Raw genomic sequence first — 26,836 nt, 5'->3', positions numbered from 1 at the left:
TTAAGCTTCCTTGCTTACCCATTTAAGGGCTATAATACTTAAAAGTAAAATTGCTATAAGCACAAGTTTAATTATAGAAACAGCTTCGTTAAAAATAAACATTTCATTTAAAACCACCCCAATAGTGCCAATGCCTACAAAAACACTATAAGTAATACTTACTTCAAGTCTTTCACAAGCTTTTAAAAAGCAAGTAAAAGAAATACAAACCCCAATGGCTGTTAAAATATACTGCCAAATTTCTGTAGAATATTTAAGTCCACTTACCCAAAAGCATTCTATAATTCCACCTAAGATTATTAAAAACCAAGCTATATTAATATTGAATTTTTCATTCACATGAAGCCTTAAATTAACATAATATTTGTAAAACAAATTATATCTTAAAGAAATTAAAAGAAGCTATAAATTTACTTTTCCATAAGCCAAAATTAGATATAATCAAAGCTCATTTTTTAAGAAAGGACAAAAGATGTTAGAAGGCATCGTTAGAGAGAGTATCGGTAGAAAAGCTGCTAAAGCTTTAAAAAGAGATGGTTATCTAATCGCAAACATCTATGGAAAAGGATTAGAAAACATCAATGCCGCTTTTAAAGTAAATGAGTTTATTAAGGAAGTTCGTAAAAAAACTACTTTAATTTTTGATGTAAAAGTAGGTTCTCAAACTTTAAGCGTTGTAGTTGTAGATTATCAAAAAGATCCTGTAACTGCAGAACTTAAACATGTGGATTTAAAAGTTGCACAAAAAGGTGTGATTTCTAAATACATGGTTCCAGTTAAAATCACAGGAACAGCTATAGGTCTTAAAAATAAAGGTGTTTTAATCCAATCAAAAAGAAGATTAAAAGTAAAATGTGCAGCTGAAAATTTACCAAATTTCTTCGAACTTGATGTAAGTAAACTTGATGTGGGTGATGCTTTACTTGTTCGTGATATTGTAGTTCCTGCGGGAGTAACTATGATTGATGCTGATAGAGTAGCGGTTGTAGGTGTAGAAAAAGCTAGATGATTTTAGTCGTAGGGCTTGGCAATATAGGCGTAGAGTATGAAAATACCCGTCATAATGTCGGTTTTATGCTAATTGACTTACTTTTAAAAGAAAGCAATTTTACAAATCTTACAAACTCTAAATTTAAAGGAGAGCTTTTTAAAATAGGTTCTTCTTTACTTCTTCTTAAACCTAGTACTTATATGAATAATTCAGGACTTAGCGTAAAAGCAGTGAATGATTTTTATAAATGCGAAAGAATGATAGTTATCCATGATGATATAGATATAAATTTAGGAGCCTTGCGCTTTAAAAAAGGCGGTTCAAGTGGTGGACATAATGGGCTTAAAAGCATAGATACTTTATGTGGAAATGACTATGAAAGAGTGCGTATAGGAGTGGGAAAGGGTGAAAATGTGATTTCCCATGTTTTAGGTAAATTTAAATCCGAAGAAGAAATAACTTTAAGCAAAGTTTTAGAGCATACAAAAAAAGCTTTGCTTGAGCTTATTGAAAATGATGATTTGTCTGCTATATCATCCAAATACAGCCTAAAGGCTTAAGATGTGGATATTTTTTCGTTTTATTTCAGGGATTTATTTAAAAAATTTTTTTATTATATTTTTTTCTTTACTTGGTTTTTATTGCGGTATTGATTTACTCTTAAATTTTAAAGATCTACCAAAAGCCGCAAATCTTGATTTGCTTTATGTTATGTTTTTATCTTTTTCGGCAGTGCCTTATGTATTACCCATTTCTTTGATTTTTGCTTTGGTAGTTTCTTTGATTTCTATGATCAGAGCAAATGAATTTGTAAGTCTTTATGCGTTAGGACTGAGTAGAAATTATGTTATTTTATTTCCTTTTTTATGGGCTTTATTTTTTTGTTGTATTTATATAGGATTGAATTTTACTTCTTTTGCTTATGCAAATGATTATAAGAGAAATATTTTAAAAAATGGCACTATTATGAATCAAAGTGGAGAAGTGTTTTTGAAATTTAACAATAATTTTGTTTATATTTCAAAGATAAACAATGGACAAAATAGTGCTCAAAATATAAAAATTTTTAATATTAATGATTTAAATTTAAGCTCTTTTGTAAGTGCTAAAAATGCCCATTTTGAAGGTGAAAGCTGGATTTTGCGAGATGGTAATATTACATTATTACCTAAAAATTATGAACTTGCTAATGATGGTTTAAAGATACAAGATTTCTCCGAGCTTAAATCGCTTGAGGGTTTTAAACCAAAGATTATAGAAGGGGTTGCTAGTAATAGTGATTATTCAATATCTGATGCACTTGAAAGTTTTGAGCTTTTTAAGGCACAAAATGTCAATACAGATACTCTTAAAATCAATCTTTATAAATTTGTTTTTACTCCTTTTTTTGCACCATTTTTAATGCTTATTATGTATTATTTTTTTCCTGTAATAGCAAGATTTTTTAATCTTGCTATTGTAACTTTTGTAGCTTTTGTAGTGACTTTGATGATTTGGGGAGTCTTGTTTTTGCTTACTAGATTAAGCGAAAATAGTGTGATTGCAAGTGAAATTGGCATTGTAGTGCCTATTATAATTTTGGGTTGTTTAAGTGCTTATATGTATTATAAGCATCGATAAATTAAGCTTTGTGTAGTAAAATTATAAAAATTAAAGGTTAAATATGGATTATAAACAATTAAAACAAGAATTTAATACCCCTTTTTATATTTACAATTTTGATTTCATAAAAGAGCGTTTTTTAAATCTCAAAGAGGCTTTTAAGGCTAGAAAATCTCAAATTTTTTACGCTGTAAAAGCTAATTCAAATTTAAGTTTGTTGCAAATGCTTGCAAATTTAGATAGTGGATTTGATTGTGTGAGTATAGGCGAGGTAAAGCGTGCCTTAAAAGCAGGAGCAAAAGCTTATAAGATTATTTTTAGTGGAGTAGGAAAAACCAAAGAAGAGTTAAGACAAGCTTTAGAATATGATATTTTATATATTAACCTTGAAAGCGAAGCTGAAATGATGCTTTTAGAAAGTGTGGCTAAAGAACTTAATCTAAAGGCAAGAATCAGTATTCGTGTTAATCCAAATGTTGATGCAAAAACTCATCCTTATATTTCTACAGGATTAAATGAAAATAAATTTGGTGTCGAAATTGATATAGCAAGAAAAATGTATCTTTATGCAAAAAATTCATCTTTTTTAGAGCCCGTTGGAGTGCATTTTCATATAGGTTCGCAACTTTTAGATATTTCTCCCATTCATGAAGCAGCAGGCATCGTTGCAAAACTTGTAAGAGAGTTAAAAGCCTTGCAAATCGATCTTAAATTTTTTGATATAGGCGGTGGTTTGGGTGTGGCTTATGAAAAAGATGAGTGTGAATCTGATCTTTATGATTATGCACAAGGTATATTAGCACAACTTCATGGGCTTGATTTAACTATAGGAATGGAGCCTGGAAGGTATCTAGTTGCTAAAAGTGGAGAATTTGTTTGTTCAGTACTTTATGAAAAACAAAATAAAACCAAGCGTTTTGTTGTAGTAGATGGAGCGATGAATGATCTTATACGCCCAAGTTTATACGAGGCTTATCATGAAATAATCTTACCTTATAATCAAGGCGAAGAGAGTTTATGTGATGTTGTAGGTGGAATTTGTGAGAGTGGGGACTTTTTTGCTAAAGCAAGGTCTTTGCCTAGCACTCAAAGTGATGATATAATGGTTATTAAAAATACTGGAGCTTATGGTTTTAGCATGAGTAGTAATTACAATACTCGTAATAAAGTTTGCGAATTAGCCCTTGAAGAAGGACAGGTAAGATTGATCCGTCAAAGAGAAAATTTTGAAGATCAAATCGCTTTAGAAGAGAAATTTTTAAAGGCTTAAAATGTTTTTTTTAGATGTTCAAGGGACTTTAATTTCTGATCATGATAAATCTTTAATCCATGGTGCTAAAGAACTGATCGATTTTTTAAATGCAAAAAATCTTCCTTATCTTATCATCACTAACAATACAAAAAAACTTGATTTTTTAGAAAAATTACAGCAAAAAGGATTGGCTATAAAAGAAAATGCTTATATTGATCCTTTCAGCGTTTTAAAACACCTTTTAAGACCTTGTAAAGTTGCGGCTTTTGGTGCAGATGAGTTTGTAAAAGGTCTTGAAAATCTTGGTTTTGAGCTCGATTTTGTAAATCCTAGTGCTGTGCTTGTGGCTAGTTATGATGATTTTAAATTTAAAGATTTTGCCACTATGATAGAATTGGCTAGAAGAGAAGTTAGATTTATAGCTATGCACGAAACTAGTATTTATAAAAAAGATGGTAGGCCTTATCCTGGTGTAGGTAGCATTATGGCTATGCTTAAAAATGCTATTGATTTTGAATACGAGGTTGTGGGTAAGCCTAGCATTGCTTTTTATAAAGAAGCTTTAAATTTAATAAGAAGACAAAATTCAAAAATCGATTTTGAAGATATTAAAATCATTAGTGATGATTTTAGGGGTGACTTGCTTAAGGCAAAAGAACTTGGCATGAAAACCTTGCTAGTTTTAAGCGGCAAGATAAGCGACACAAAAGGGCTTGATACGGATTTGCTTGATGGAGTTTATCCTAGTGTTTTTGAGTTTTTAAAGGATCTAAAATGCCAAATTTAGAAGAATTTAGAAATAAAATCGATGCGGTTGATGATAAAATTTTAGATCTTTTAAATGAAAGAATGACTTATGTTAAAAGTATAGGTGAGCTTAAGCAAAGTAGTGGGGGAAGTATTTATCGTCCTGAGCGTGAAAGAGCCATTATCAATCGTTTAAAAAATGCAAATTTAGGACTTTTAGATCAAAATGCCATAGAGGCAATTTATCAAGAAATTTTTGCAGTTTCAAGAAATTTAGAAATGCCTCAAACTATAGCTTATTTAGGGCCTGAAGGAACTTATACACATCAAGCAGCAAGAAGTCGTTTTGGTGCGATGAGTCGTTATATAGCCTTGGCCAATATCGAAGATGTTTTTAAAGAGTTAAGCAACAAAGAAGCAAAATACGGTGTTGTACCTATAGAAAATAATACCGAAGGTGCAGTGGGCATTACTTTAGATTGTCTAGGTAAGTATAATGAGCTTAAAATTTTTGGCGAAATTTATATGGATATTCATCATTCTTTTGTAGGAATTAATGAAAATTTAAAAGAAATCAAACGCATTTATTCGCATCCGCAAGGTTATAATCAATGTCGTAAATTTTTAGAAAGTCATGAACTTAGTGCTATAGAATTTGTTCCTTCAAAATCTACAGCTAATGCAGCTTACCTAGCTTCGCAAGATAAATATGCGGCAGCAATTTGTTCTAGAATAGCGGCTAAGCTTTATAATGTGCCTGTACTTTTTGATAAAATAGAAGATAATGCAGCCAATAAAACAAGATTTTTAATTTTAAGCGATATTAAAAATCCTAAAATGCCAAATTGTAAAACTTCTATTTTAGCACACACAGCACATAAACCTGGGGGACTTAGCTTTTTATTAGAGCAGTTTAAAAAAGAAAATATCAATCTTACTAAGCTTGAATCTCGCCCTGTAAAATCAAAAGAATTTTTACACAGTTTTTATATAGATTTTGAAGGGCATATTGATGATGAAAATGTAAAAAAAGCCTTAAAAGATATACAAGAGATTGTTTGGCTTGGATCTTATTTATCAGGAGAAAAAGATGAAATTTAATGAATTTTTAAATAATTTAAGCAATTATGAACCCGGCAAAGATATAGAAGTTATTGCTAAAGAATATGGTGTTAAAGAAGTGATAAAATTAGCAAGCAATGAAAATCCTTTTGGCACGCCACCAAAAGCTATAGAATGTTTAAGACAAAATGCAAACAAAGCCCATCTTTACCCTGATGATAGTATGATAGAACTTAAAAGCACATTGGCTCAAAAATACAAAGTTCAAAATGAAAATATCATTATCGGTGCAGGCAGTGATCAAGTGATTGAATTTGCTATACATTCTAAGTTAAATTCTAAAAATGCTTTTTTGCAAGCTGGAGTTACCTTTGCTATGTATGAAATTTATGCCAAACAATGTGGTGCAAAGTGTTATAAAACTCAAAGTATTACTCATAATTTAGATGAGTTTAAAAAACTTTATGAAACGCACAAAGATGAAATTAAACTTATTTTTTTATGCTTACCAAACAATCCTTTAGGCGAGTGTTTGGATGCAAGTGAGGCGACCGAGTTTATTAAAGGTGTAAATGAGGATTGTTTAGTTGTGATTGATGCAGCTTATAATGAATTTGCAAGTTTTAAAGATAGCAAAAAACATTTAGAACCTTGTGAATTGATTAAAGAATTTGACAATGTACTTTATTTAGGAACTTTTTCTAAACTTTATGGATTAGGAGGCTTACGCATTGGTTATGGCATAGCTAATGCTAATATTATTAGTGCATTTTACAAGCTTCGTGCTCCTTTTAATGTGAGCAATCTTGCTTTAAAAGCAGCAGTTGCAGCAATAAATGATGATGAATTTACTGAAAAAACTTTAGAGAATAATTTTTCTCAAATGGAGCTTTATAAAGAATTTGCTAAAAAACATAATATCAAAATTATCGATAGTTATACAAATTTCATCACTTATTTTTTTGATGAAAAAAATAGTACAGATTTGTCTGAAAAATTGCTTAAAAAGGGTATAATAATAAGAAATTTAAAAAGCTATGGTTTAAATGCTATACGCATTACTATAGGAACATCTTATGAAAATGAAAAATTTTTTACAGAATTTGATAAGATTTTAAGATAGATAAATCAAATAAAAATATGTAAAATTCGCTAAACTAAGGGATGAGAATTAATGGATTTTAAAAATATGCTTCATCAAATTGGGCAACTTTATCAAAATTTAACTCGCAAGCAGCGTATAGTGATTGCTGCATCTATTATAGTAGTGGTTGGGTTTTTGGTTTTTTTAGCTTTATTTCGTGGAAGTGGTAGTAATGCAAATAATGGATATGCAGTTTTAGTTGAAAATGTAAGCCCAAGTTCTTCTGCTGCAATTGTAGCTAAACTTGAACAAAATAATATTCCCTATAAATTAGAAAGTGAAAATAAAATTTTAGTTCCACAAGATCAGGTTTATCGTCAAAGAATGTTTATTGCAAGCGAAGGTCTTATAAAAGATAGTCGCGTGGGTTTTGAAGCTTTTGATACTCAAGCTTTTGGAGCTACAAATGAAGAGCAAAAGGTAAAATACCAAAGAGCCATAGAAGGCGAACTTGCAAGAACTATTGAGACTTTAGAACCTATTCGTAGCGCTGTTGTACACATAGCATTTCCTAAAGATAGTGTTTTTACCGAAAGGCAAATTCCGCCTACAGCTTCAGTTGTTGTTAATGTTCGCGAAGGCTTAAAGCTTACTAGAAAACAAATTGATGGTATAAAAAATATTGTTTCAGCGGCAGTTCCAAAACTTACTAAAGAAAATGTTAAGATTAGTGATCAAAGTGGTGTGCCTTTAGATGAGCAAGAAGCATATGAAGATGACTTGGTTCGTGCGCAAATTAAATTTAAAAGTGATCAAGAAAAAGCTTTAGAAGATAAGATTATAGAAAATTTAGCTCCTTTTGCAGGTGGCATGGATAAAGTAAAAGTGAGTGTAAATATAGATTTTGATTTTTCCAAGCAAGAATCTCAAAGTGAAATTTATGATCCAAATCCTATAGTGCGTAGTGAGCAAACTTTAAACGAGGAAAGAACAGGTAGAAAAGATCCAGAAATTCAGGGTGTTCCAGGTGCTGTTTCTAATATAGGTCCTGTTGAAGGACTTGACAATAAGGGTCAAATTGACACTTATAAAAAAAATCAAGTTACTACAAATAATGAACTTTCTAAAACTATCACAAATACCAAAAAACAATTTGCAACAGTTTTACGCACTTCAGCAGCTGTTACTATAGATGGAAAATATCAAGATGTGGTTGATGAAAATGGGGATGTAAAAAGCGAATATGTCCCATTGACTAAAGAAGAGCTTGCAAGTGTTGAGAGTATAGTTAAAAATACTATTAATTTTAGCGCTACTAGAGGTGATAGCGTTGTGGTGCAAAATTTACCATTTCATCGTGAGTCGATTAGAGTTGAGAGTAAAGTTAAAACTTTTTACAATCGTTTTGTTGAGCCATTTATTCCGCCGGTTAAATACTTTATTGCAGCGATTTTACTTTTTATTTTTTACAAAAAAGTTATTGCTCCATTTACTCAAAAAATGCTTGAAGATGTCGCAGCACAAGAGGAAATGCAGCAAGGTCCAAATGCTGTTTTAGATGATGCTGAAGATGCTTTAGAGAAATTTAATGCAGCAAGGAAAAAAGTTGAAGAACAACTTGGTTTTGGGGATAACTTCAATGAAGATTCTATCCAGTATGAGGTTTTGCTTGAAAAATTGCGTGGTTTGGTAAGTGATAAAGGTGAGGAAATTGCAGCACTTTTGCAAAACTTAATTCAAAATGATAGCGAATTTGGCGAAAAGGATATGTGATGATAAAGCTAAGTGAAGAACAAAAAATGGTCTATGATGATTTATCGATGCCTGAGAAGGTAGCGATATTTCTTATACAACTTGGCGAAGATGCAACCACTTCTGTGTTTTCACATATGGAAATTGATGTAATCACAGAAATTTCACGTTATATTGCTATGGCTAAAAATGTTGATAGATCTGTAGCTACTGCAGTTTTAGAAGAATTTTACACTCTGCTTCAATCAAATCAATATATTAAAAGTGGTGGTTTAGAATATGCTAAAGAAATACTTTTTCGTACTTTTGGACCAGAGATTGCAAATAAAATTCTTGAAAAACTCACTAAAAGTATGGAGAATAATCAAAATTTTGCTTATTTGGCGCAAATTAAACCACAGCAACTTGCAGACTTTATTACCAAAGAGCACCCACAAACCATCGCTCTTATTTTGGCACACATGGATTCTATTCATGCGGCAGAAACTTTAGAGTATTTTAGCGATGAATTAAGGGCTGAGGTGGTTATAAGAATGGCAAATCTTGGCGATATTTCTCCAAGTATTATTAAAAGAGTTTCTGCAGTGCTAGAAAGCAAGCTTGAAAGTCTTACCTCTTATAAGGTTGAAGTGGGCGGCCCAAGAGCAGTAGCAGAAGTGCTTAATCGTTTGGGTCAAAAAGCAAGCAAATCAACCATTACTTATATTGAACAAAGTGATGAACGCTTAGCAGAGACTATTAAAGAGCTTATGTTTACTTTCGATGATATACAAAAACTTAGCGCTCAGGCTATAAGAGAAATTTTAAAAGTAGCCGATAAGCGTGATTTAATGATAGGTTTAAAAGGTGCAAGTGAAGAGTTAAAGCAAAAATTCTTAGCCAATATGTCTACGCGTGCAAGCGAAGCTTTTCTTGAAGAAATGGGTTTTTTGGGTGCTGTGCGTGTTAAAGATGTTGAAGATGCACAAAGAAAGGTTGTTGAAGTGGTGCAAAAACTTGCAGAACAAGGTCTTGTTCAAACAGGCGATGCGGATGAAATGATAGAGTAGGTGAGAGATGGTTAATCGTAGCAATGTAATTTCTGGTGGGGCTTCTGATCAGCATGTTGTTGAAGGATATCGTTTTAAAGTTATTTCAGAATTTGATAATCATACAGGTGAAAAAAAACATACTCAAACTCCAGATGAAGAAAATACTAATATATCTTTAAATGACGAAAAACCAGTCGAAGAAAATCAAGTCATTGCCTCTACACAAGCTGTTATGGAAACTCAAATTCCAACATTTCAACCAAGCTTTGTTGAAGATTTACTTAAAAAAACAGATGAAATGTCAAGCAATATTATTAAACTTCAAATGCAAATAGAAAGCCAAGAGAATGAATTTAATAACCGCTTAAATTCAGAACTTGAAAATGCTAAAGAAAAATTTACCAAAGAGGGTTATGAGAAAGCAAAAGAAGAATTTCAAAAGGAATTGAGTGATTTTAAAGATAAGTATTTAAAAAGTATAGCCAAACTTGATAATGCTTGCGAAAATCTTGAAAATTTCATAGAAAAAAATGAGAAAGAATTAGCAGATACTGCTATAGATATCGCTAAAGAAGTAATCTTAAAAGAACTTGAACTAAATTCAAGTAAGATAGCTTATGCTTTGGCTAAAGATTTAATCGGCGAGCTTAAGGGTGCTAGTGCAATTGAGCTTAAGGTTAATGCAGAGGATTATGAGTATTTAAAAGAGCAATTTGATCAGAATGCTCATATTAAAATAAGTCTTGATGATGCAATTAGCAAAGGAAGTGTTGTTATTATAAGTGACGCAGGCAATATAGAATCCAATCTTAACTCTCGTCTAACTAAAATTAAAAAAATGGTGAATAATGAGTAAAAAATTTGCCCATACTCAAGAAGAGTTAGAAAAGCTAAGTTTAAAAGAATTAGAAAATTTAGCAGCATCTATGCGTGAAAAAATCATACAAGTTGTGAGTAAAAATGGTGGGCATTTAAGTTCAAATTTGGGTGCTGTAGAACTTAGTATAGCAATGCATTTGGTTTTTGATGCAAAAAAAGATCCTTTTATTTTTGATGTGTCGCATCAGTCTTATACACACAAGCTTTTAAGCGGAAAAGAAGAAATATTTGATACTTTAAGACAAATCAATGGTTTAAGTGGTTATACAAAACCTAGCGAGGGAGATTATTTTGTAGCAGGGCATTCTAGCACCTCTATTTCTTTGGCAGTAGGTGCTTGTAAGGCCATTGCTTTAAAAGGTGAAAAGCGTATTCCTGTTGCTTTGATTGGAGATGGTGCTTTAAGTGCGGGTATGGCCTATGAGGCTTTAAATGAATTGGGTGATTCTAAATTTCCTTGCGTAATACTTTTAAATGATAATGAAATGAGTATTTCAAAACCAATTGGAGCAATTTCAAAGTATCTTTCTCAGGCTATGGCAACGCAGTTTTATCAAAGTTTTAAAAAGCGTATTGCTAAAATGTTGGATATATTGCCTGATAGTGCTACTTATATGGCTAAGCGTTTTGAAGAGAGTTTTAAACTTATTACTCCTGGGCTTTTGTTTGAAGAATTAGGGCTTGAATATATAGGGCCTATTGATGGACATAATTTAGGTGAAATTATTTCTGCATTAAAACAAGCAAAAGCTATGCAAAAGCCTTGTGTGATACATGCTCAAACTATAAAGGGTAAAGGCTATGCTTTAGCTGAAGGAAAACATGCTAAATGGCACGGGGTGGGAGCTTTTGATATAGATAGTGGAGAGAGTGTTAAAAAAAGTGATACTAAAAAATCTGCTACTGAAATTTTTTCTAAGAATTTGCTTGATTTAGCCTCAAAATATGAAAATATTGTTGGGGTTACGGCGGCTATGCCAAGTGGAACAGGTCTTGATAAGCTTATAGAAAAATATCCAAATCGTTTTTGGGATGTGGCTATTGCAGAACAGCATGCAGTAACTTCTATGGCCGCTATGGCAAAAGAAGGATTTAAACCTTTTATTGCAATATATAGCACTTTTTTGCAGCGTGCTTATGATCAAGTGATCCATGATTGTGCGATTATGAATTTAAATGTGGTTTTTGCTATGGATAGGGCAGGGATAGTAGGCGAAGATGGGGAGACGCATCAAGGTGTTTTTGATCTTAGTTTTTTAGCTCCTTTGCCAAATTTCACTCTTTTAGCCCCAAGAGATGAACAAATGATGCAAAATATAATGGAGTATGCTTATTTACATCAAGGACCTATTGCTTTTCGTTATCCTAGAGGGAGTTTTATTTTGGATAAAGAATTTAATCCTTGTGAGATAAAACTTGGCAAGGCGCAATGGCTTGTAAAAAATAGTAGTGAAATTGCTTTTTTAGGTTATGGACAAGGTGTGGCAAAAGCGTGGCAAGTCTTAAGAGCCTTGCAAGAAATGAATAATAATGCTAATTTGATTGATTTAATTTTTGCTAAACCTTTAGATGAAGAGCTTTTGTGTGAGCTTGCTAAAAAAAGTAAAATTTGGTTTATTTTTAGTGAAAATGTTAAAATTGGCGGTATAGAAAGTTTAATTAATAATTTTTTACAAAAATATGATTTGCATGTAAAAGTTGTTAGCTTTGAATATGAAGACAAATTTATTGAACATGGAAAAACAAGTGAGGTGGAAAAAAATCTAGAAAAAGATGTCAATAGTTTGTTGACGAAAGTTTTAAAATTTTATCATTAAATAATAAAAAATATTATTTAATATAAACTTCTTTTAATAAAAATTTTATTATTATTTTTACTTAAAAAAGTAAGGAATAAATAAAATGGAATTACTACAAATGCTTAAAAAACATGAGTTAAAAGCTACTCCGCAAAGACTATGTGTTTTAAAAATTTTAAAAAGACATGAGCATCCTAATATTGATGAATTATATACAGAAATTAAAAAAGAATACCCTTCAATCTCTTTAGCGACGGTTTATAAAAATCTTAATACTTTACAAGAACAAGGTTTAGTTGTTGAAATCAATGTTTTAAATCAAAAAACTTGTTACGATATCTATGAAGAAGAACATATTCATGTTGTTTGCGCCAAATGTGGTGGTATAGAGGATTTAAGTTTTAAAGATGCTAAGCTTTATGAATATCAAGAGCATTTAGAAAAAAAGATAGGCAATCTCGTCAATCATCTGTCTGTTTGTGCTTATGTTGATAGTTGCAAAAAGTGTCATTAAGCAAAATAAGGTTAAAATAACCCATATATTTTAAGGGTTATTTTAATGGTTTATGAAATTCAAAAAAACTTTTTACTATCTGATTGCACTCTTTTAGAGAATTTAAAAAAAGATAATATACCTTTTCGAAATTCTAAATTTGAAACTTTTTATACTCAAATAACTTCAAATCATAGTGTTAAATTTCAAAGTTTTTGCAATGAATTTTATAAAATTACAAAATTTAATAATTCAATTTTAGAACAGAATCAAGAAGAGAAAATTTCTAAAAAAAAATTTGAAAAAGCTCGAAAAAAGATTATAGGAAAGAGTATTAAAAAAGAACGCTTCGAATTTAAATTTTGCTCTTTAAAAAGTTATATTGATATTTATGAAGAGCCTAAAATTTGTATTTTAAAAATATTTTTTCCAACTTTGGATAGTTCCAATGAATTTAAAATTCCTAAAGATTTTAAAATTCAAAAAGAATTACATCATGATTTAAATTCTAAACATATCGTTTTATATGGTTTTGAATATCAAAATTTTGATATAGAGAAATATTTTAAAATTATAGAAAAAAATCAGAATTTTAGCTTGGATTTTCCAAATTATATTAATGCTTATGATGGATTTAGAATTTTTTTATTTTATTTATTTAAAAAATTAAAATTTTATTGGACTTTATCTTTAGAGAGAAAAGATAAGCAAAGTTTATGCGAATTTTTATTTTATTCAAGAAGCTTGTATATAGTTTTATCAAGTATGAATACTATTTTAGATAAAAATTTGAGTAATATTTTGGCTTTAAAGTTTAAAGATATAACGAAAAAAACTCAAGATATTTTAGCAAGTGAAAATTCAAATCAAGATTTATTGCTATTTTTAAGCGATGAAAAAATCCAAGATTTGTTTAATGATTTTGATTTTTTCATAAAGGAAAATTCTTTTTATGAAGGAGATTGCAAAGATAGGTTTTTTAAACAACTTGTTGCGTTAGAACTTAGAAAAAAAATTATTTTATTTAGAAAAAATATACTAAAAAATTTTGATTTAGAGCTTTTTGAAAATAGTTTTTTTGAATTGGCAATATTTTTAGAATATTTTTATCGTTTTTTAGAGATAAAAAATTTAAACAAACTTTATGAAAAATATTGCAAAGATAGGGATAAAAATATTTTTTCGAAAATAATCAATAATAAAAATAAATTTTGCAAATTGCTTAAAAAATCAAGTAAAAATTTGAAAATTTACAAAGGATAAAAATGCAAAAACAAGAAAAAATTATAGAAATGTTTAATCAAATTGCACCTACTTATGATAAGGCGAATAGAATTTTAAGCTTTGGAGCTGATGTAGCGTGGCGCAAAAAAGCTTGTCAAAGAGTGATGAGTTTGTATTTAAAAAAAGATTTAAAAATCGCTGATATTGCCTGTGGCACAGGGGATATGATAGAGATTTGGCAAGAGAGTGCTTTAAAAATGGAAAAAAATATTCTAAATATTAAAGGTATTGATCCAAGTAGTGGCATGCTAAATGTTGCAAAAGAAAAATTTCCAAATGTCGAATTTATAGAAGCAGGGGCGCAAAATTTACCTTTAGAAAGTCAAAGTTTAGATATTTTAAGCATTAGTTATGGCATTCGCAATGTTGTAGAAAGACAAAAAGCCTTAAGTGAATTTGCTAGAGTACTTCAAAAAGATGGTATTTTGGTAGTTTTGGAATTTACAAAAAGAGAAAAGGGTGGATTTATAGCAGCTTGTAGAGATTTTTATCTTAAAAATATTTTACCAAGTATAGGTGGGATAATCAGTAAAAATAAAAGTGCTTATGAGTATTTGCCAAACTCTATTGAAGGATTTTTAAGTAAGGAAGAGTTCATCTTAGAACTTAAAAATGCTGGTTTTGAAATACTTGATTATAAAAGTTTTAGCTTTGGCGTGAGTTCAATGTTTATAGCAAAAAAACTATGACACCAACAGAATTAAATCTTAAAGCAAAGGCTTTATTAGAAACACATTTTGATGATATAGTTTTAAGTGGAGAAATTTCAAAAATTACTTTGCATGGTTCAGGGCATTGGTATTTTGATTTAAAAGATGAAAGATCAAGCATTGCTTGTGCTATGTTTAAAGGAGCTAATTTAAAAGTCGGATTTAAACCAGCTGTGGGGAATTTTTTAGAGCTTTGTGGAAGTGTAAGTTTATATCCTGAAAGTGGTCGTTATCAATTTATCGCTACTAGTATGAAAAAAGCAGGTTTTGGGGATTTGGAAGCACAGTTTTTGGCTTTAAAAGAGCGTTTGCAACAAGAAGGACTTTTTGATCCACGCTTTAAAAAATCTTTGCCAAAATTTCCTAAAAAAGTAGGCATTATCACTTCAAAAACTTCTGCTGCTTTGCAAGATATGTTAAAACTTATTCACCAAAAAGAATATTTTTTGGCAAAAATTTATATTTTTGATGCTTTAACTCAAGGAAATAATGCTCCTTTTTCTCTTATACAAGCTTTAAAAAAAGCCGATGATATGGATTTAGATGTTCTTATTATAGCACGTGGTGGAGGAAGCAGAGAAGATCTTTTTTGTTTTAATGATGAAAATTTAGCAAGAGAGATTTTTAAAGCAAAAACTCCTATTATTTCAGCCATAGGACATGAGATTGATTGTGTTATTAGTGATTTTGTTGCAGATTTTAGAGCTCCAACGCCTTCAGCTGCTATAGATACTTTGTTTTATTCTAAGTTGGATATAGAGCAAAGTTTGGATTTAATGGAAGAAAAATTAATGCAACTTTGGAATTATAAAATACAAAATTATGAAAATTTGCTTTTAAATTTAAGCAAATTTTTCAAATTTAATTCTTTGCCAAAAATAATAGATGAAAAAATAAAACAAAGCCATAATATAGAAAAGCAATTAAATCATCTACTGGCAAATCAAATGCGTTATAATGAATTAAAATTAGATAAATTGCAAAATGCTTATTTGCAACATGAGAATTTTTTTAATAAAAGCAAAAAGTTTATTTGTATCAGAAAAAATGGTAAAATAGCAAATTTAGAAGATCTTAAGAGTGATGATATCGTTATTTTAAGTTCTCAAACTTCTCAAAAAGAAGCAAAAATTTTATAAGGATAGATTATGAGAAAAATCAATTTCAGTGCAGGGCCATCGACTTTACCTTTAGAAATTTTAGAGCAAGCTCAAAAAGAACTCTGTGATTATCAGGGTAGGGGTTATTCTATAATGGAAATTTCCCACCGCACAAAAGTATTTGAAGAAGTGCATTTTGGAGCACAAGAGAAAGCTAAAAAACTTTACAGGTTAAATGATGATTATGAAGTATTATTTTTACAAGGTGGAGCAAGTTTGCAATTTGCTATGATTCCTATGAATTTGGCTTTAAATGGAGTTTGTGAATATGCAAATACAGGAGTTTGGACAAAAAAAGCAATTAAAGAAGCGCAAATTTTAGGTGTCAATGTTAAAACCGTAGCAAGTAGCGAGGAAAGTAATTTTAATCATATTCCTAGAGTGGAATTTAGTGATAATGCTGATTATGCTTATATTTGTTCTAACAATACTATTTACGGCACTCAATATCAAAATTATCCTAAAACTAAAACTCCTTTGATTGTGGATGCATCGAGTGATTTTTTTTCTAGAAAAGTAGATTTTTCAAATATTGCTCTTTTTTATGGCGGAGTGCAAAAAAATGCTGGAATTTCGGGTTTAAGTTGTATTTTTATCCGTAAAGATATGTTAGAAAGATCTAAAAATAAACAAATTCCTAGTATGTTAAATTATTTGACTCATGCTGAGAATCAGTCCTTGTTTAATACGCCTCCAACCTTTGCCATTTATATGTTTAATCTTGAAATGGATTGGCTTTTAAATCAAGGCGGACTTGATAAAGTACATGAGAAAAATTCTCAAAAAGCTGCTATGCTTTATGAGTGTATTGATTTAAGTAATGGATTTTATAAAGGACATGCAGATAAAAAGGACAGATCTTTAATGAATGTGAGTTTTAATATTGCTAAAAATAAAGATTTAGAGCCTCTTTTTGTAAAGGAAGCCGAAGAAGCTGGAATGATAGGACTTAAAGGACATAGAATTTTAAGAGGAATTCGTGCAAGTATTTATAATGCGCTTAATTTGGATCAGGTAAAAACCTTGTGTGAATTTATGAAAGAATTTCAAGGAAAATATGCATGATAAAGCGTTTTGATGAGTGCGATAGAATGTCGCAAATTATTGTTTTTGATAAATATTTTAAGACTGCAGGACAAGTGGCTTTTGAACCTAGCGGAGATATTAAAAAACAAACCAAAGAAGCACTTGCAGAACTTGATGCTTTGTTTGAAAAAATAGGCGCAAGCAAAGGAGATTTGATTCAAATTCAAATCTGGTTAGCTAATATGCAAGATTTTGATGCAATGAATGAAATTTATGATGCTTGGATTAAAAATTATCCTAAACCTGTTAGAGCTTGTGTAGGAAGTGCTTTAGCAGAGGGTTATTTGGTGGAAATTCAAGCTTTTGGAAAGCTAAGAGAGAATTAAAAATTCTCTCCTCCAAATTTTAAAAGCGCAGATCCCCAAGTAAAACCACCGCCAAAAGCATCTAGTAAGATCAGATTTCCTTTTTTAAGTCGACCTTCTTCATAGGCATCATTCATTGCCATAGGTATAGAAGCAGCTGAAGTATTGCCATATTTTTGTACAGTGATCACACATTTTTCATCGCTTAGATTGAGTTTTTCTTGGACGGCTTTAATGATGCGTAGATTAGCTTGATGAGGAATAAAAAGATCAATTTCTTGTGCTAAAATGTTATTTTTAGCTAAAATTTCTACAACATCATTACTAAGCGTGTTTACTGCTATTTTAAAAACTTCATTGCCTTTCATTTGCATAGAAAGTGTTTGACATAGGCTTGATTTTTGCGATCTTTGAGTCATTAAAAGATCTCCATAATTACCATTGCTTGCAGTATGTACATCAAGGATATGATTTTCATTATCCAAACTTACAACTCCAGCACCTGCACCGTCTCCAAAGAGTATGCAAATACTTCTGTCATTGTAATCCATAATTGAACTTGTTTTTTCAGCTCCTATGATTAAAACATTTTTTTTCAAACCACTTTCTACTAAGGCTTTAGCTTGTTCAAGCAAATAGATAAAACCAGAACAAGCTGCTGAAATATCAAAAGCGCTAATATTTACAAGTCCTAAATTTGAAGCAATTTTACAAGCCGTTGAAGGCATAGTAAAATAATCAGGACTTAAAGTAGCTACAAGAATCGCATCAATATCTTCAGGTTTTAAATTTGCTCTTTCTATGGCTTTTAATGCAGCTTTTGTGCCCAAATCGCTAGTATTTTCATTTTCACTAGCAATGCGCCTTTCTTTAATACCTGTGCGTCTAGTGATCCATTCATCTGTGGTATCTACCATTTTTTCAAGATCAGCATTGCTTAAAATTTTTTCTGGAATATAAGAAGCTATACTTTTAAGACTGGCTTTAAGCATTGTATTTCCCAAGTTCATTTTCTATAAGTTTATTGATATGAGATTGGCTAAAATTTATAGCTTGAAAAATTGCATTTTTAATAGCTCTAGAATCGCTTTTTCCATGACTTATGATCACGCAGCCATTAACTCCAAGAAGGGGTGCTCCGCCATATTCTTGCCAATCTGTGTGTTTTTTTAATTTTTTAAAAGATGACTTCATAAGTAAAGCACCTATTTTAGAAATAAAAGATTGCTTTACTTCGTTTTTTAGAAGCTGAAAAATAGCTGTTGCTACACCTTCACAAGCCTTTAAGATAACATTTCCATCAAAACCATCGCAGACTAAAACATCTATTTCACCATTGAAAATATCTCTACCTTCAGCATTACCTATAAAATTTGGAATTTTTTTCATAAGCTGATGACTTTCTTTGGTAAGTTCGTTGCCTTTGCATTCTTCTTCGCCATTAGAAAGTAAAGCAAGGCGTGGTTTTTGAATTTGCATAATTTCTCTAGCATAAACTTCACCCATTATGGCAAATTGAAATAAATTTTCAGCTTTACAATCTGTATTAGCTCCAACATCCAAAAGTAAAGTTCTGTTAACGATATTTGGCATTAAAGTGGCAATAGCAGGTCTTGAAATACCTTTAAGTCTTCCAAGCCTTAAGGTAGCCAAAGACATACTTGCTCCACTATGACCCGCTGAAACTACAGCATCTACTTTTTTTTCTTTTAATAAATTAATAGCTTTGTATATGGTTGTTTCTTTATTTTTTAAAGCATCTGTGGCATTTCCATTCATCGAAAAAATTTCACTAGCTTCTTCGTATTGTATATATTGTTCTAATTTTTTTGGTATTAAAGGTTTTAGAATTTTAGAATTTCCCACTAAGATAGCGTTAAAAGGTTTTGCTTCTAGTGCCTTTAAAACGCCTTCTATAATGGGTTTTTCTCCAAAATCACCACCCATTGCATCAATGGCAATGTTAATCATTGATTTTAATATTCCTTAGTTGTTGGATTCGCACGGTGAGGCATTTTGTAGCTTCCATCTTTGTCTTTTATAGGCATAGGAAGACTAACTTTATAGTGAGTTCTGCGTTTAGCTGCACGAGTTTTGCTCACTCTTCTCTTTGGTACTGCCATTTTTTCTCCTTTATAAAAATTTAATTAATTATTGCAATTTATGCAATAAAAATAATCACTCAAATAAACTTCAAGCTCGCTAATAGCAACTTCTATTAAATCAATATGTCCATCGAAAAATTCTATAGTATTGCTCAATTCGTTTGCTTCATCTTTAAAAATACCATCACTTGCAAAAAGTTCTAAATTTTCTTTAATTTCAAGTTCTAACTCAGTTCCACAACTATCACAAGGTCTATAGATAAAACCTTGCATAATAGCATTTATTTTAACAAGCTTAGGATTTATTTTTACTAAATTTCCCTCAAAAATCATATTTTCAAGATTAAGTTTAAAAGGATATTCCTTTGTATTAATCTTAGAAAAAGGGATTTTCATTTAGCAAATTTCATTTGGTTTAAAGAAAAAATCAATTTCTATTTTTGCATTTTCCAAGCTGTCACTTCCATGAACAGCATTAGCATCAATACTCTCAGCAAAATCGGCTCTAATTGTTCCTGCTTTAGCTTCTTTAGGATTTGTCGCTCCCATTAAATCTCTATTTTTTAATACAGCACCTTCTCCTTCTAGTACAGAAACAACAACAGGACCGCTAATCATAAATTCAACCAAGTCTTTAAAAAAAGGTCTTTCTTTATGAACAGCATAAAAATTTTCAGCTTGTTCTTTACTAAGTTGAACTTTTTTCATTGCAGCGATTCTTAATCCATTGCTTTCAAAACGATCTAAAATTTTTCCTATAACACCTTTTTTAACAGCATCAGGTTTAATTATAGATAAAGTTTTTTCCATCTTTGTAATAACTCCTTATTTTAATAAAGCTTAAAATTATACTTGAATTTGTTTAAAGAAAGTTAAATTAAAAGAAAAAGCTAGGAATCTCTAGCTTTTTAATTTTTTAAAATTATGCAAAAACTGGAGTGTCCCCACTTCTCATATCAGCGCCAATATTATCACGACTTGGTTGTCCTGATTCTACAGCACTCCAAACTATACATCCATCTGTTGGGCAAGCACTGGCACAAGCTGGTTGATCATTATGTCCTACGCATTCAACGCATTTGTTTGCATAAACATAATATCTATCTTCACCTTCTGGATTGTTAGCATCATCAACGATAGCACTCACTGGACACTCATCAATACAAGAACCACAAGCAATACATATATCTGTAATTTTTACAGCCATTTTTTCTCCTTATTTAATATTAAGATTTAAAAGATTTTAGCATAAAATTCTTAAATAATGTAAATTTTGATAATCAAAAATTTACATTATTTGATAATAATTATAACTTTCTTAAATTTTTAATATTATTTTAGATATTTAAAAAAAAATAAAGATTTAAACGATATAATTTCGTTATCAATAAAATTTATTATTTAGGAGAAAATATGATAGTTACTAAAAAAGCTTTAGATTTTACTGCTCCAGCAGTATTGGGAAACAATGAAATTGTTCAAGATTTTAATCTTTATAAAAACATAGGTCCAAAAGGAGCGGTAGTATTCTTTTATCCAAAAGATTTTACTTTTGTTTGTCCTTCAGAAATTATAGCTTTTGACAAAAGATATCAAGAATTTAAAAATCGTGGCATTGAAGTAATTGGAATTTCAGGAGATAATGAATTTTCACATTTTGCTTGGAAAAATACTCCAGTAAATCAAGGTGGTATTGGTCAGGTTAAATTTCCGCTTGTTGCTGACTTAACTAAGCAGATTGCTAGAAATTTTGATGTACTTTATGCAGAAGCAGTTGCCCTTCGTGGTTCGTTCTTGCTTGATGCTGATGGAACAGTTCGCCATGCTGTGGTTAATGATTTACCACTAGGTAGAAATATAGATGAAATGTTAAGAATGGTTGATACTATGCTTTTTACAAATGAGCATGGTGAAGTTTGTCCTGCAGGATGGAATAAGGGCGATGAAGGTATGAAAGCTAACCCTAAAGGCGTGGCTGAATATCTTGGCAAAAACGAAGCTAAACTTTAATTTCTTAGTATAAAGCCTCTTTACGAGGCTTTTTCTTTATTTTTATTCTTTAATTGAAATTCATAAATTTTCTACTATAATTTTACACACATATTAAAATTTTTATTTAGGCTAAAATATGGCAGGCGAAGATCAAGAAAAAACAGAAGAACCCACGTCCAAAAAGATAGAAGATGCGCGTAAAGAAGGTAATGTTCCAAAGTCTCAAGATGCGGCAGCTATTGTAACTTTGATAATTGGAGTAACTATAACTTTATTTATGATGAGTTTTATGGGCGAGAGAATTGTAAATTTATATAGATACTATCAAAGTTTTATTGGTGTTGAATTTGATTTGCGTATTATTCAAGCCATTATGATTAAAAGCATTTTTGAGGTTTTAATTATTCTTGCACCTATTGTTTTAAGTATTATGATTGCTGGGGTTTTGGGAAATATTATGCAATTTGGTTTTATTTTTACAACTAAACCTATTATGCCAAATTTAGGAAAAATCAATCCTCTAAAAGGTTTAAAAAACCTTTTTTCATTGAAAAAAATTGTTGAAAGTATAAAAATTATTTTAAAAGTGGGTATTGTTTTTACTATAGCTTTTATAGTTTTACTTAAATTTATGCAAGAGCTTCCAAGAGTTGAGCTTTATACTATGGTTGCACAGCTTACTTGGCTAAGAGACAGAGCTATTGTTTTAGCAGCTATTGTTATAGTTGCTTTTTTAATTATTGCTGTTTTAGATGTTTTTTTGGTGCGTTTTCAGTATTTTAAAGGTTTGCGTATGAGCAAACAAGAAATAAAAGATGAGTATAAACAAATGGAAGGAGATCCTCAGGTTAAAGGTAGAATTCGTAGACTTCAAATGGAAGCTGCGCGTCGTCGTATGGTTCAAGATGTTGCAGGTGCGGATGTGGTGATCACAAACCCAACGCATTATGCCGTAGCTATTCGTTATGATACAAGTAAAGAACAAGCCCCTAGGGTTGTTGCCAAAGGAGTGGATTTTCTCGCTCTTCGCATAAAACAAGTAGCCTATGAAAATAATGTTGTAGTTTATGAAAATCCTCCTTTAGCAAGAGAGCTTTATAAAGCTTGTGATGTTAATGATCTTATTCCTAGGGAAATGTTTAAAGCTGTAGCTGAGGTGCTAGGATTTGTTTATAATACAAATAATAAGAGTCGTTTAGCTGGTCAAGTAAAAAAAGGAAACTAAAACTTTTAAGGTGCTTTAGTTCCTATTTTGTTAATAAGCTCAAGAACCGATTTTTGAGTACTTGTATCTGCTGTATCGACTTTAAAATATATTTCTACTCTATTATTTTCTAGAGCTTGTGGATTTCCATTGATAGGATTATTAAGCCCGTAGCTTTTAATGCTAATATTTTTCAAATTTGCTCCACCTTCTATAAAATATTTTAATACATTTTCCGCTCTTTGGTAGGCGAGTTCATAACTTCTTATAATAGAGTCGCTATTGTCTGTATAGCCTCTAATTTCTATTTTTGCTTGAGGTGGCAAATATGTTGTTAGCTCAGCCATACGTTTTAAATAATCTTGCATATCAGCTGAAACGATTTGAGCACTACCTCTTTCAAATTCAACTTTAGATGGAAGGTTAAGAGCAACCTGATTATCGTTTTGATCTAGAGCTGCTTGAAGACGTTTGATAGTTTCTTGCTGTGTCATAGTCATTTGTTTTAACGATTTGAGTTCATCGCTTTCTTCTTTTGCTGCGCCTTTATATTTTTCTTGGGTTTTACTCTCTTCTTTGACTGTTTGAGTAGAGGTGTAATCAAAGATTTTAACAAATTCAGTTTTTAAAGCCTCTACTTTAGCAGGATTTGTTTTAGAAATTGCCCAAAGAGCAATAAAAAGTGCCAAAAGCAAACTTAGAAAGTCTGCATAAGGCACAGCCCATTTTTCACCTGCTGGACATTCTGGGCATTTATGTTTTTTAGCCATTTTTAACCTTTGTCAAATTGTGAAATTCTTGGATCATCGTGACTTAAGAAGTTAAAAAGTTTAGCTTCTAAATCTCTAGGATTAGCACCTTCTGCAATTCCTTTTATAGCTTCAGTAATAACAATTTGCTCTTTTACAAAATCCATTCCATTAGCTTTTAATTTTTTCCCCCAAGGAGCAAAAAGTGCATAAGCGCCAAAAATTCCCGTAACTGTAGCTGTGAAAGCACCTGAAATACCTGCTGCCATTGCTTGAGGATTGTCTAGTAATTTAAGAGCTAAAATAAGTCCAAAAACCGCTCCAACAAGCCCCATGGTAGGACAAGTCTCTCCAAATACTATCCAATATTCTGCACATTCTTTATAATGCTCTTCAAGTTGTTCAGTTTGTATTTCCATGCTTTCATGAATTTCTTCAAAGCTTTTACCATCTACAAGCATCATCATAGCATTTTTTAAAAATTCATTTTCAATCTCACTGGTTCTTGATTCTAACGCTAAAAGACCATCTCGTCTTGCAATAATAGCAAATTCTATTAACTGGGCTATCCTTTCGGGTAAATTTACTCCAGAACCTTTAAAAACAACTTTGAGTTCTTTGTAGGCTGCTTTTACAATTTTTTTATGCGTAGAAGTCATTGCGCAAAATGCAGCTGTTGGCATAACTATGAGAAAGGAAGAAAGATGCACAACATGCAAAGGATTGCCTCCCTCTAGTATATCTCCTACCGAAATACTAGTAACTGCAAGCACCATTCCTAATATGGTTGAAAGATCCATTAATTATCTCCTTGATTATTTTAAATCGCCCCAATTTTTGGCGATACTTGAACTTGTTTTTAATTTTACTTTTAATTTTACTATATTTTCCATAATATCTCTAGTTTTTTTTACAAAATTTTCACACAAATCGTCTTTTACTTCAAAAATTAATTCATCATGAATTTGTAAAATAAGCTTTTTATCTTCATTTAATTCTTTATTGATTTCTAGCATTGCAAGCTTGATTACATCTGCTGCTGAGCCTTGCAAGATTGAATTAATGCTTTCTCTTTCATACATGGCAATTTGCATAGGTTTTGCGTTTTCAAAATCAAAATAACGCTTGCGACCGCTTAAAGTAACAATAAAACCATTTTGTTTAGCTTCGTTTTTAACTTTTTCAAAATATTTCTTAATGCTAGTAAAATTTTCAAAATATTTTTCTATGTAAGATTTGGCTAAATTAGCTTCTATTTTTAAATTTTGACTTAAGGTTTTATAACCCATACCATAAATAAGTCCAAAATTTATACTTTTTGCAACACTTCTGGTTTCATAATTGCTTTCACCAAAAATCATTATTGCTGTTCTTGCGTGTATATCTTCATCATTGGCAAAAGCATTTAAAAGTTTTTCATCTTCGCTAAAATGTGCAAGTATTCTAAGTTCGATTTGAGAATAATCAAGAGAGATAAAACTAAATCCATCTTTAGCTACAAAGCAAGATTTATAATCTTTTGCATATTGTCCGTGTGCAGGGATGTTTTGCAAATTTGGATCCTTAGATGAAAGACGTCCTGTAGCGGTTCCAGTTTGTAAAAAACTTGAATAAATGCGTGAATTTTTATCTTTTAACGCTAGTTTTAACAAAGGTTCGCAATAAGTGGAATAAAGTTTGGCAAGTTCTCTATAATCTAAAATTTTAGCAATTACAGGATGTTTATCTAAAAGTATATTTAAAACTTTTTCATCGGTAGAATATCCTGTTTTTCCTTTTTTTCCGCTTGGGAGTTTGAGTTTTTCAAAAAGTATATCACCCATTTGTTTAGGTGAATTTAGATTAAATCTATCCTCGCAAAGAGTATAAATTTCTTCACTTAAATTTTTGATTTCATTTTCAAATTTTTTCATAAGGATTTCAAGTGCATTTGTATCAAGCTTTATGCCATTTTCTTCCATCATCATAATGATTTTAATGAAATCAAATTCGCAGTTTTTAGCAAGTTCTAATAAAGGAGTTTCAAGATTTTTTAAAAAATAAAGATAAAATCTTAAAGTGATATAAGCATCTTCTGCAGCGTATTTACAAGCTTTTTCAAGTTCTACACTTGCAAAATTTTCTCCTTTTTTAACAAGGCTTTCAAAATGCAAGGTTTCGTAATTAAAAAGTCTTAAGGCTAAATCATCCATATTTACTCTTAAAGAAGGATTTTTAAGCCATGCCAAAATCATTGTATCTGCGTATTTTTGAGGTAAATTTAAGTCAAAATTGTTTTGAATGATTTTAAAATCATATTTGAGATTGTGCCCTATAACAAAATGATTAAAGATTACTTCTATAGCTTTTTTGGCACTTTGCAATGAGATTTGCTCACCTACTCCAAGATAATTATGAGTTAAAGGCACGTAAAAGGCTTCATTTTCATTCATGCAAAAACTAAAACCAACAATTTTTGCTTCTTTAGTATCAAGTCCTGTGGTTTCGGTATCAAAAGCAATAATACTTTCTTTATCAAGGGTATTTAAAATTTCAAAAAGTTTGTTTTCATCTTGTACTAAAGTGGCTTTAAAACCTAAATTTTTATCTTTATTATCAGGATTTTGACGCAGTTTTTTAAGCAAAGTATTAAGTTCGTAATGTTCTAAAATTTCAAGTATTTTTAAAAGAGGTTCTTCATCAGGATAAGTGGCTTTTTCTATGAGATTTTGTACTTCTAAATTGTCATACAAAGAAGCTAATTTTTTGCTTAAAAATGCATTTTCCTTACCCTCTAAAAGCAAGTTACGACTTCTTTCGTTACGTACTAGGGTTAAATTTTCATAAATTCCCTCTATGCTACCAAACTCATCAAGCAAGGTTTTAGCTCCTTTTGCACCTATACCTTTAACGCCTGGAATATTATCAGAACTATCCCCACAAAGAGCTAAAAAATCTCTGATTTGATTAGGTTTTACTCCGTATTTTTCTAAACACGCTGCTTCATCATAGTCGTTTTTAGAAATAGGACTGTAAATGCTTGTTTTACCATCTTTTATGAGTTGATAAAGATCTTTATCTTGAGTGATAATGCGTACAAAAATATCTCTATTTTCACAAGTTTTTACAAAAGAAGCGATGATATCATCGGCTTCATAACCTTCTTGAGAAACGCTTATAAAACCCATTTTTTCTATCATCTTTATGCAAATTGGAATTTGTTCTAGAAGTTCAGGCGGTGGTGGAGTGCGATTTTGTTTATAGTTTGGATCAATTTCACTACGAAAAGTTTTTCCTTTGGAATCTAATGCAAAAACAATATAATCACTTTTATGTTCATTTTTTAAGCTATAAATAAAATTTGCAAAACCGCTAATCATTCCACTAGCTTGTCCTTGTGAATTTTTAAAATCTTTTAATGCGTAGTAAAGTCTGAAAAAAAATCCAAAAGTATCAATAATAGTTAAAGTTTTCATAATAATTTCTTTTTTTGATAAAATATATTTTTTGATTATATTATTTCAAAATTTTGCTTAAAATGTCTCGAAATTTAAAGATATTTAAGCGAAA

At 30.7% G+C, this 26,836-nt stretch carries 29 protein-coding genes; 19 read left to right on the top strand and 10 right to left on the bottom strand.

Going from position 1 to position 26,836, the window contains the following annotated elements; translation table 11 throughout:
• Positions 1-339 carry a multidrug efflux SMR transporter gene (locus FBF10_RS00600; protein WP_002783219.1) on the bottom strand — a complete coding sequence of 113 codons (339 nt, stop codon included), beginning with the start codon at positions 337-339 and terminating at the stop codon, positions 1-3.
• A 133-nt stretch (positions 340-472) separates the two neighbouring features.
• Between FBF10_RS00600 and FBF10_RS00595 the strand changes: the two genes are divergently transcribed.
• The 17 genes from FBF10_RS00595 to FBF10_RS00515 all read left to right on the top strand — a co-directional run bounded on the left by FBF10_RS00595 (position 473) and on the right by FBF10_RS00515 (position 17,258).
• Positions 473-1,009 carry a 50S ribosomal protein L25/general stress protein Ctc gene (locus FBF10_RS00595; RefSeq protein ID WP_002791314.1) on the top strand — a complete coding sequence of 179 codons (537 nt, stop codon included), beginning with the start codon at positions 473-475 and terminating at the stop codon, positions 1,007-1,009.
• On the top strand, positions 1,006-1,551 hold the full coding sequence (gene pth, locus FBF10_RS00590) for an aminoacyl-tRNA hydrolase (protein ID WP_002857525.1): 546 nt from the start codon (positions 1,006-1,008) through the stop codon (positions 1,549-1,551). Before FBF10_RS00595 ends, pth begins: the two co-directional genes overlap by 4 nt.
• Position 1,552: 1 nt before the next feature.
• Entirely contained in the window at positions 1,553-2,611 is a 1,059-nt protein-coding gene (locus FBF10_RS00585) for an LptF/LptG family permease (protein WP_002860314.1), read from the top strand.
• 43 nt (positions 2,612-2,654) lie between these two features.
• Positions 2,655-3,863, top strand: coding sequence for a diaminopimelate decarboxylase (gene lysA / locus FBF10_RS00580; RefSeq protein WP_002860313.1), 1,209 nt, complete (start codon positions 2,655-2,657; stop codon positions 3,861-3,863).
• 1 nt (position 3,864) lies between these two features.
• Complete coding sequence (locus FBF10_RS00575; protein WP_020246859.1) at positions 3,865-4,632, top strand: HAD-IIA family hydrolase; 768 nt, start codon at positions 3,865-3,867, stop codon at positions 4,630-4,632.
• Positions 4,620-5,693 (top strand): prephenate dehydratase, encoded by a 1,074-nt coding sequence (gene pheA, locus FBF10_RS00570; RefSeq protein WP_002858741.1) that lies wholly within the window; start codon positions 4,620-4,622, stop codon positions 5,691-5,693. Before FBF10_RS00575 ends, pheA begins: the two co-directional genes overlap by 13 nt.
• Positions 5,683-6,777 (top strand): histidinol-phosphate transaminase, encoded by a 1,095-nt coding sequence (gene hisC / locus FBF10_RS00565; protein ID WP_002868177.1) that lies wholly within the window; start codon positions 5,683-5,685, stop codon positions 6,775-6,777. Before pheA ends, hisC begins: the two co-directional genes overlap by 11 nt.
• 51 nt (positions 6,778-6,828) lie before the next feature.
• Positions 6,829-8,511 (top strand): flagellar basal-body MS-ring/collar protein FliF, encoded by a 1,683-nt coding sequence (gene fliF, locus FBF10_RS00560; RefSeq protein WP_002859425.1) that lies wholly within the window; start codon positions 6,829-6,831, stop codon positions 8,509-8,511.
• Positions 8,511-9,539, top strand: coding sequence for a flagellar motor switch protein FliG (fliG, locus tag FBF10_RS00555; RefSeq protein WP_004308364.1), 1,029 nt, complete (start codon positions 8,511-8,513; stop codon positions 9,537-9,539). The genes fliF and fliG overlap by 1 nt, the downstream gene beginning before the upstream one ends.
• 7 nt (positions 9,540-9,546) lie before the next feature.
• Positions 9,547-10,377 (top strand): flagellar assembly protein FliH, encoded by an 831-nt coding sequence (gene fliH, locus FBF10_RS00550; RefSeq protein ID WP_002858748.1) that lies wholly within the window; start codon positions 9,547-9,549, stop codon positions 10,375-10,377.
• Complete coding sequence (gene dxs / locus FBF10_RS00545; protein ID WP_002908762.1) at positions 10,370-12,217, top strand: 1-deoxy-D-xylulose-5-phosphate synthase; 1,848 nt, start codon at positions 10,370-10,372, stop codon at positions 12,215-12,217. Before fliH ends, dxs begins: the two co-directional genes overlap by 8 nt.
• An 85-nt stretch (positions 12,218-12,302) precedes the next feature.
• Positions 12,303-12,713, top strand: coding sequence for a peroxide-responsive transcriptional repressor PerR (perR, locus tag FBF10_RS00540; protein ID WP_002854244.1), 411 nt, complete (start codon positions 12,303-12,305; stop codon positions 12,711-12,713).
• Positions 12,714-12,758: 45 nt separating this feature from the next.
• Positions 12,759-13,955 carry a hypothetical protein gene (locus FBF10_RS00535; RefSeq protein ID WP_002860308.1) on the top strand — a complete coding sequence of 399 codons (1,197 nt, stop codon included), beginning with the start codon at positions 12,759-12,761 and terminating at the stop codon, positions 13,953-13,955.
• A 2-nt stretch (positions 13,956-13,957) separates the two neighbouring features.
• Positions 13,958-14,665, top strand: a complete 708-nt coding sequence (gene ubiE, locus FBF10_RS00530) for a bifunctional demethylmenaquinone methyltransferase/2-methoxy-6-polyprenyl-1,4-benzoquinol methylase UbiE (RefSeq protein WP_002859428.1) — start codon at positions 13,958-13,960, stop codon at positions 14,663-14,665.
• Positions 14,662-15,825, top strand: coding sequence for an exodeoxyribonuclease VII large subunit (xseA, locus tag FBF10_RS00525; protein WP_004308359.1), 1,164 nt, complete (start codon positions 14,662-14,664; stop codon positions 15,823-15,825). Before ubiE ends, xseA begins: the two co-directional genes overlap by 4 nt.
• A gap of 9 nt (positions 15,826-15,834) precedes the next feature.
• Positions 15,835-16,911 carry a phosphoserine transaminase gene (gene serC, locus FBF10_RS00520; RefSeq protein WP_004308357.1) on the top strand — a complete coding sequence of 359 codons (1,077 nt, stop codon included), beginning with the start codon at positions 15,835-15,837 and terminating at the stop codon, positions 16,909-16,911.
• Entirely contained in the window at positions 16,908-17,258 is a 351-nt protein-coding gene (locus FBF10_RS00515) for a RidA family protein (RefSeq protein ID WP_002868753.1), read from the top strand. Before serC ends, FBF10_RS00515 begins: the two co-directional genes overlap by 4 nt.
• On the opposite strand, the gene FBF10_RS00510 is transcribed toward FBF10_RS00515, so the two are convergent.
• The 6 genes from FBF10_RS00510 to FBF10_RS00485 all read right to left on the bottom strand — a co-directional run bounded on the left by FBF10_RS00510 (position 17,255) and on the right by FBF10_RS00485 (position 20,549).
• Positions 17,255-18,229, bottom strand: a complete 975-nt coding sequence (locus tag FBF10_RS00510) for a beta-ketoacyl-ACP synthase III (protein WP_002858639.1) — start codon at positions 18,227-18,229, stop codon at positions 17,255-17,257. The two genes, FBF10_RS00515 and FBF10_RS00510, sit on opposite strands and share 4 nt — an antisense overlap.
• Complete coding sequence (gene plsX, locus FBF10_RS00505; protein WP_004308353.1) at positions 18,222-19,208, bottom strand: phosphate acyltransferase PlsX; 987 nt, start codon at positions 19,206-19,208, stop codon at positions 18,222-18,224. Before plsX ends, FBF10_RS00510 begins: the two co-directional genes overlap by 8 nt.
• 5 nt (positions 19,209-19,213) lie before the next feature.
• A complete protein-coding gene (rpmF, locus tag FBF10_RS00500; RefSeq protein ID WP_002858674.1) occupies positions 19,214-19,360 on the bottom strand; it encodes a 50S ribosomal protein L32 in 147 nt (48 codons plus the stop codon).
• Between the two features lie 24 nt (positions 19,361-19,384).
• Positions 19,385-19,738: a hypothetical protein gene (locus tag FBF10_RS00495; protein ID WP_002859434.1), complete on the bottom strand. Its 354-nt coding sequence runs from the start codon at positions 19,736-19,738 to the stop codon at positions 19,385-19,387.
• On the bottom strand, positions 19,739-20,152 hold the full coding sequence (gene ndk, locus FBF10_RS00490; RefSeq protein WP_002854376.1) for a nucleoside-diphosphate kinase: 414 nt from the start codon (positions 20,150-20,152) through the stop codon (positions 19,739-19,741).
• A gap of 112 nt (positions 20,153-20,264) precedes the next feature.
• On the bottom strand, positions 20,265-20,549 hold the full coding sequence (locus FBF10_RS00485; RefSeq protein ID WP_002854354.1) for a 4Fe-4S dicluster domain-containing protein: 285 nt from the start codon (positions 20,547-20,549) through the stop codon (positions 20,265-20,267).
• Positions 20,550-20,755: 206 nt separating this feature from the next.
• On the opposite strand from FBF10_RS00485, the gene FBF10_RS00480 reads away from it, so the two are divergent.
• Both FBF10_RS00480 and flhB read left to right on the top strand, forming a co-directional pair.
• On the top strand, positions 20,756-21,352 hold the full coding sequence (locus FBF10_RS00480) for a peroxiredoxin (protein ID WP_002854219.1): 597 nt from the start codon (positions 20,756-20,758) through the stop codon (positions 21,350-21,352).
• 118 nt (positions 21,353-21,470) lie between these two features.
• Positions 21,471-22,559, top strand: coding sequence for a flagellar biosynthesis protein FlhB (gene flhB / locus FBF10_RS00475; RefSeq protein WP_002857279.1), 1,089 nt, complete (start codon positions 21,471-21,473; stop codon positions 22,557-22,559).
• A gap of 5 nt (positions 22,560-22,564) precedes the next feature.
• Here flhB and motB read toward each other — a convergent pair whose 3' ends face one another.
• From motB to polA, 3 genes are read right to left on the bottom strand one after another with little or no spacing between them, the layout of a single operon-like run.
• On the bottom strand, positions 22,565-23,308 hold the full coding sequence (gene motB, locus FBF10_RS00470; RefSeq protein ID WP_165433887.1) for a flagellar motor protein MotB: 744 nt from the start codon (positions 23,306-23,308) through the stop codon (positions 22,565-22,567).
• A gap of 2 nt (positions 23,309-23,310) precedes the next feature.
• Complete coding sequence (gene motA, locus FBF10_RS00465; protein ID WP_057033246.1) at positions 23,311-24,087, bottom strand: flagellar motor stator protein MotA; 777 nt, start codon at positions 24,085-24,087, stop codon at positions 23,311-23,313.
• 15 nt (positions 24,088-24,102) lie between these two features.
• Positions 24,103-26,742 (bottom strand): DNA polymerase I, encoded by a 2,640-nt coding sequence (polA, locus tag FBF10_RS00460; protein WP_002887796.1) that lies wholly within the window; start codon positions 26,740-26,742, stop codon positions 24,103-24,105.
• Positions 26,743-26,836: the final 94 nt, after the last annotated feature.

The organism is Campylobacter sp. CFSAN093249 (genome assembly GCF_011067895.1).
Lineage (GTDB): Bacteria > Campylobacterota > Campylobacteria > Campylobacterales > Campylobacteraceae > Campylobacter_D > Campylobacter_D jejuni.
Note: the sequence above shows the minus strand (reverse complement) of the source record. Positions and strands in the feature narration are given on the sequence as shown.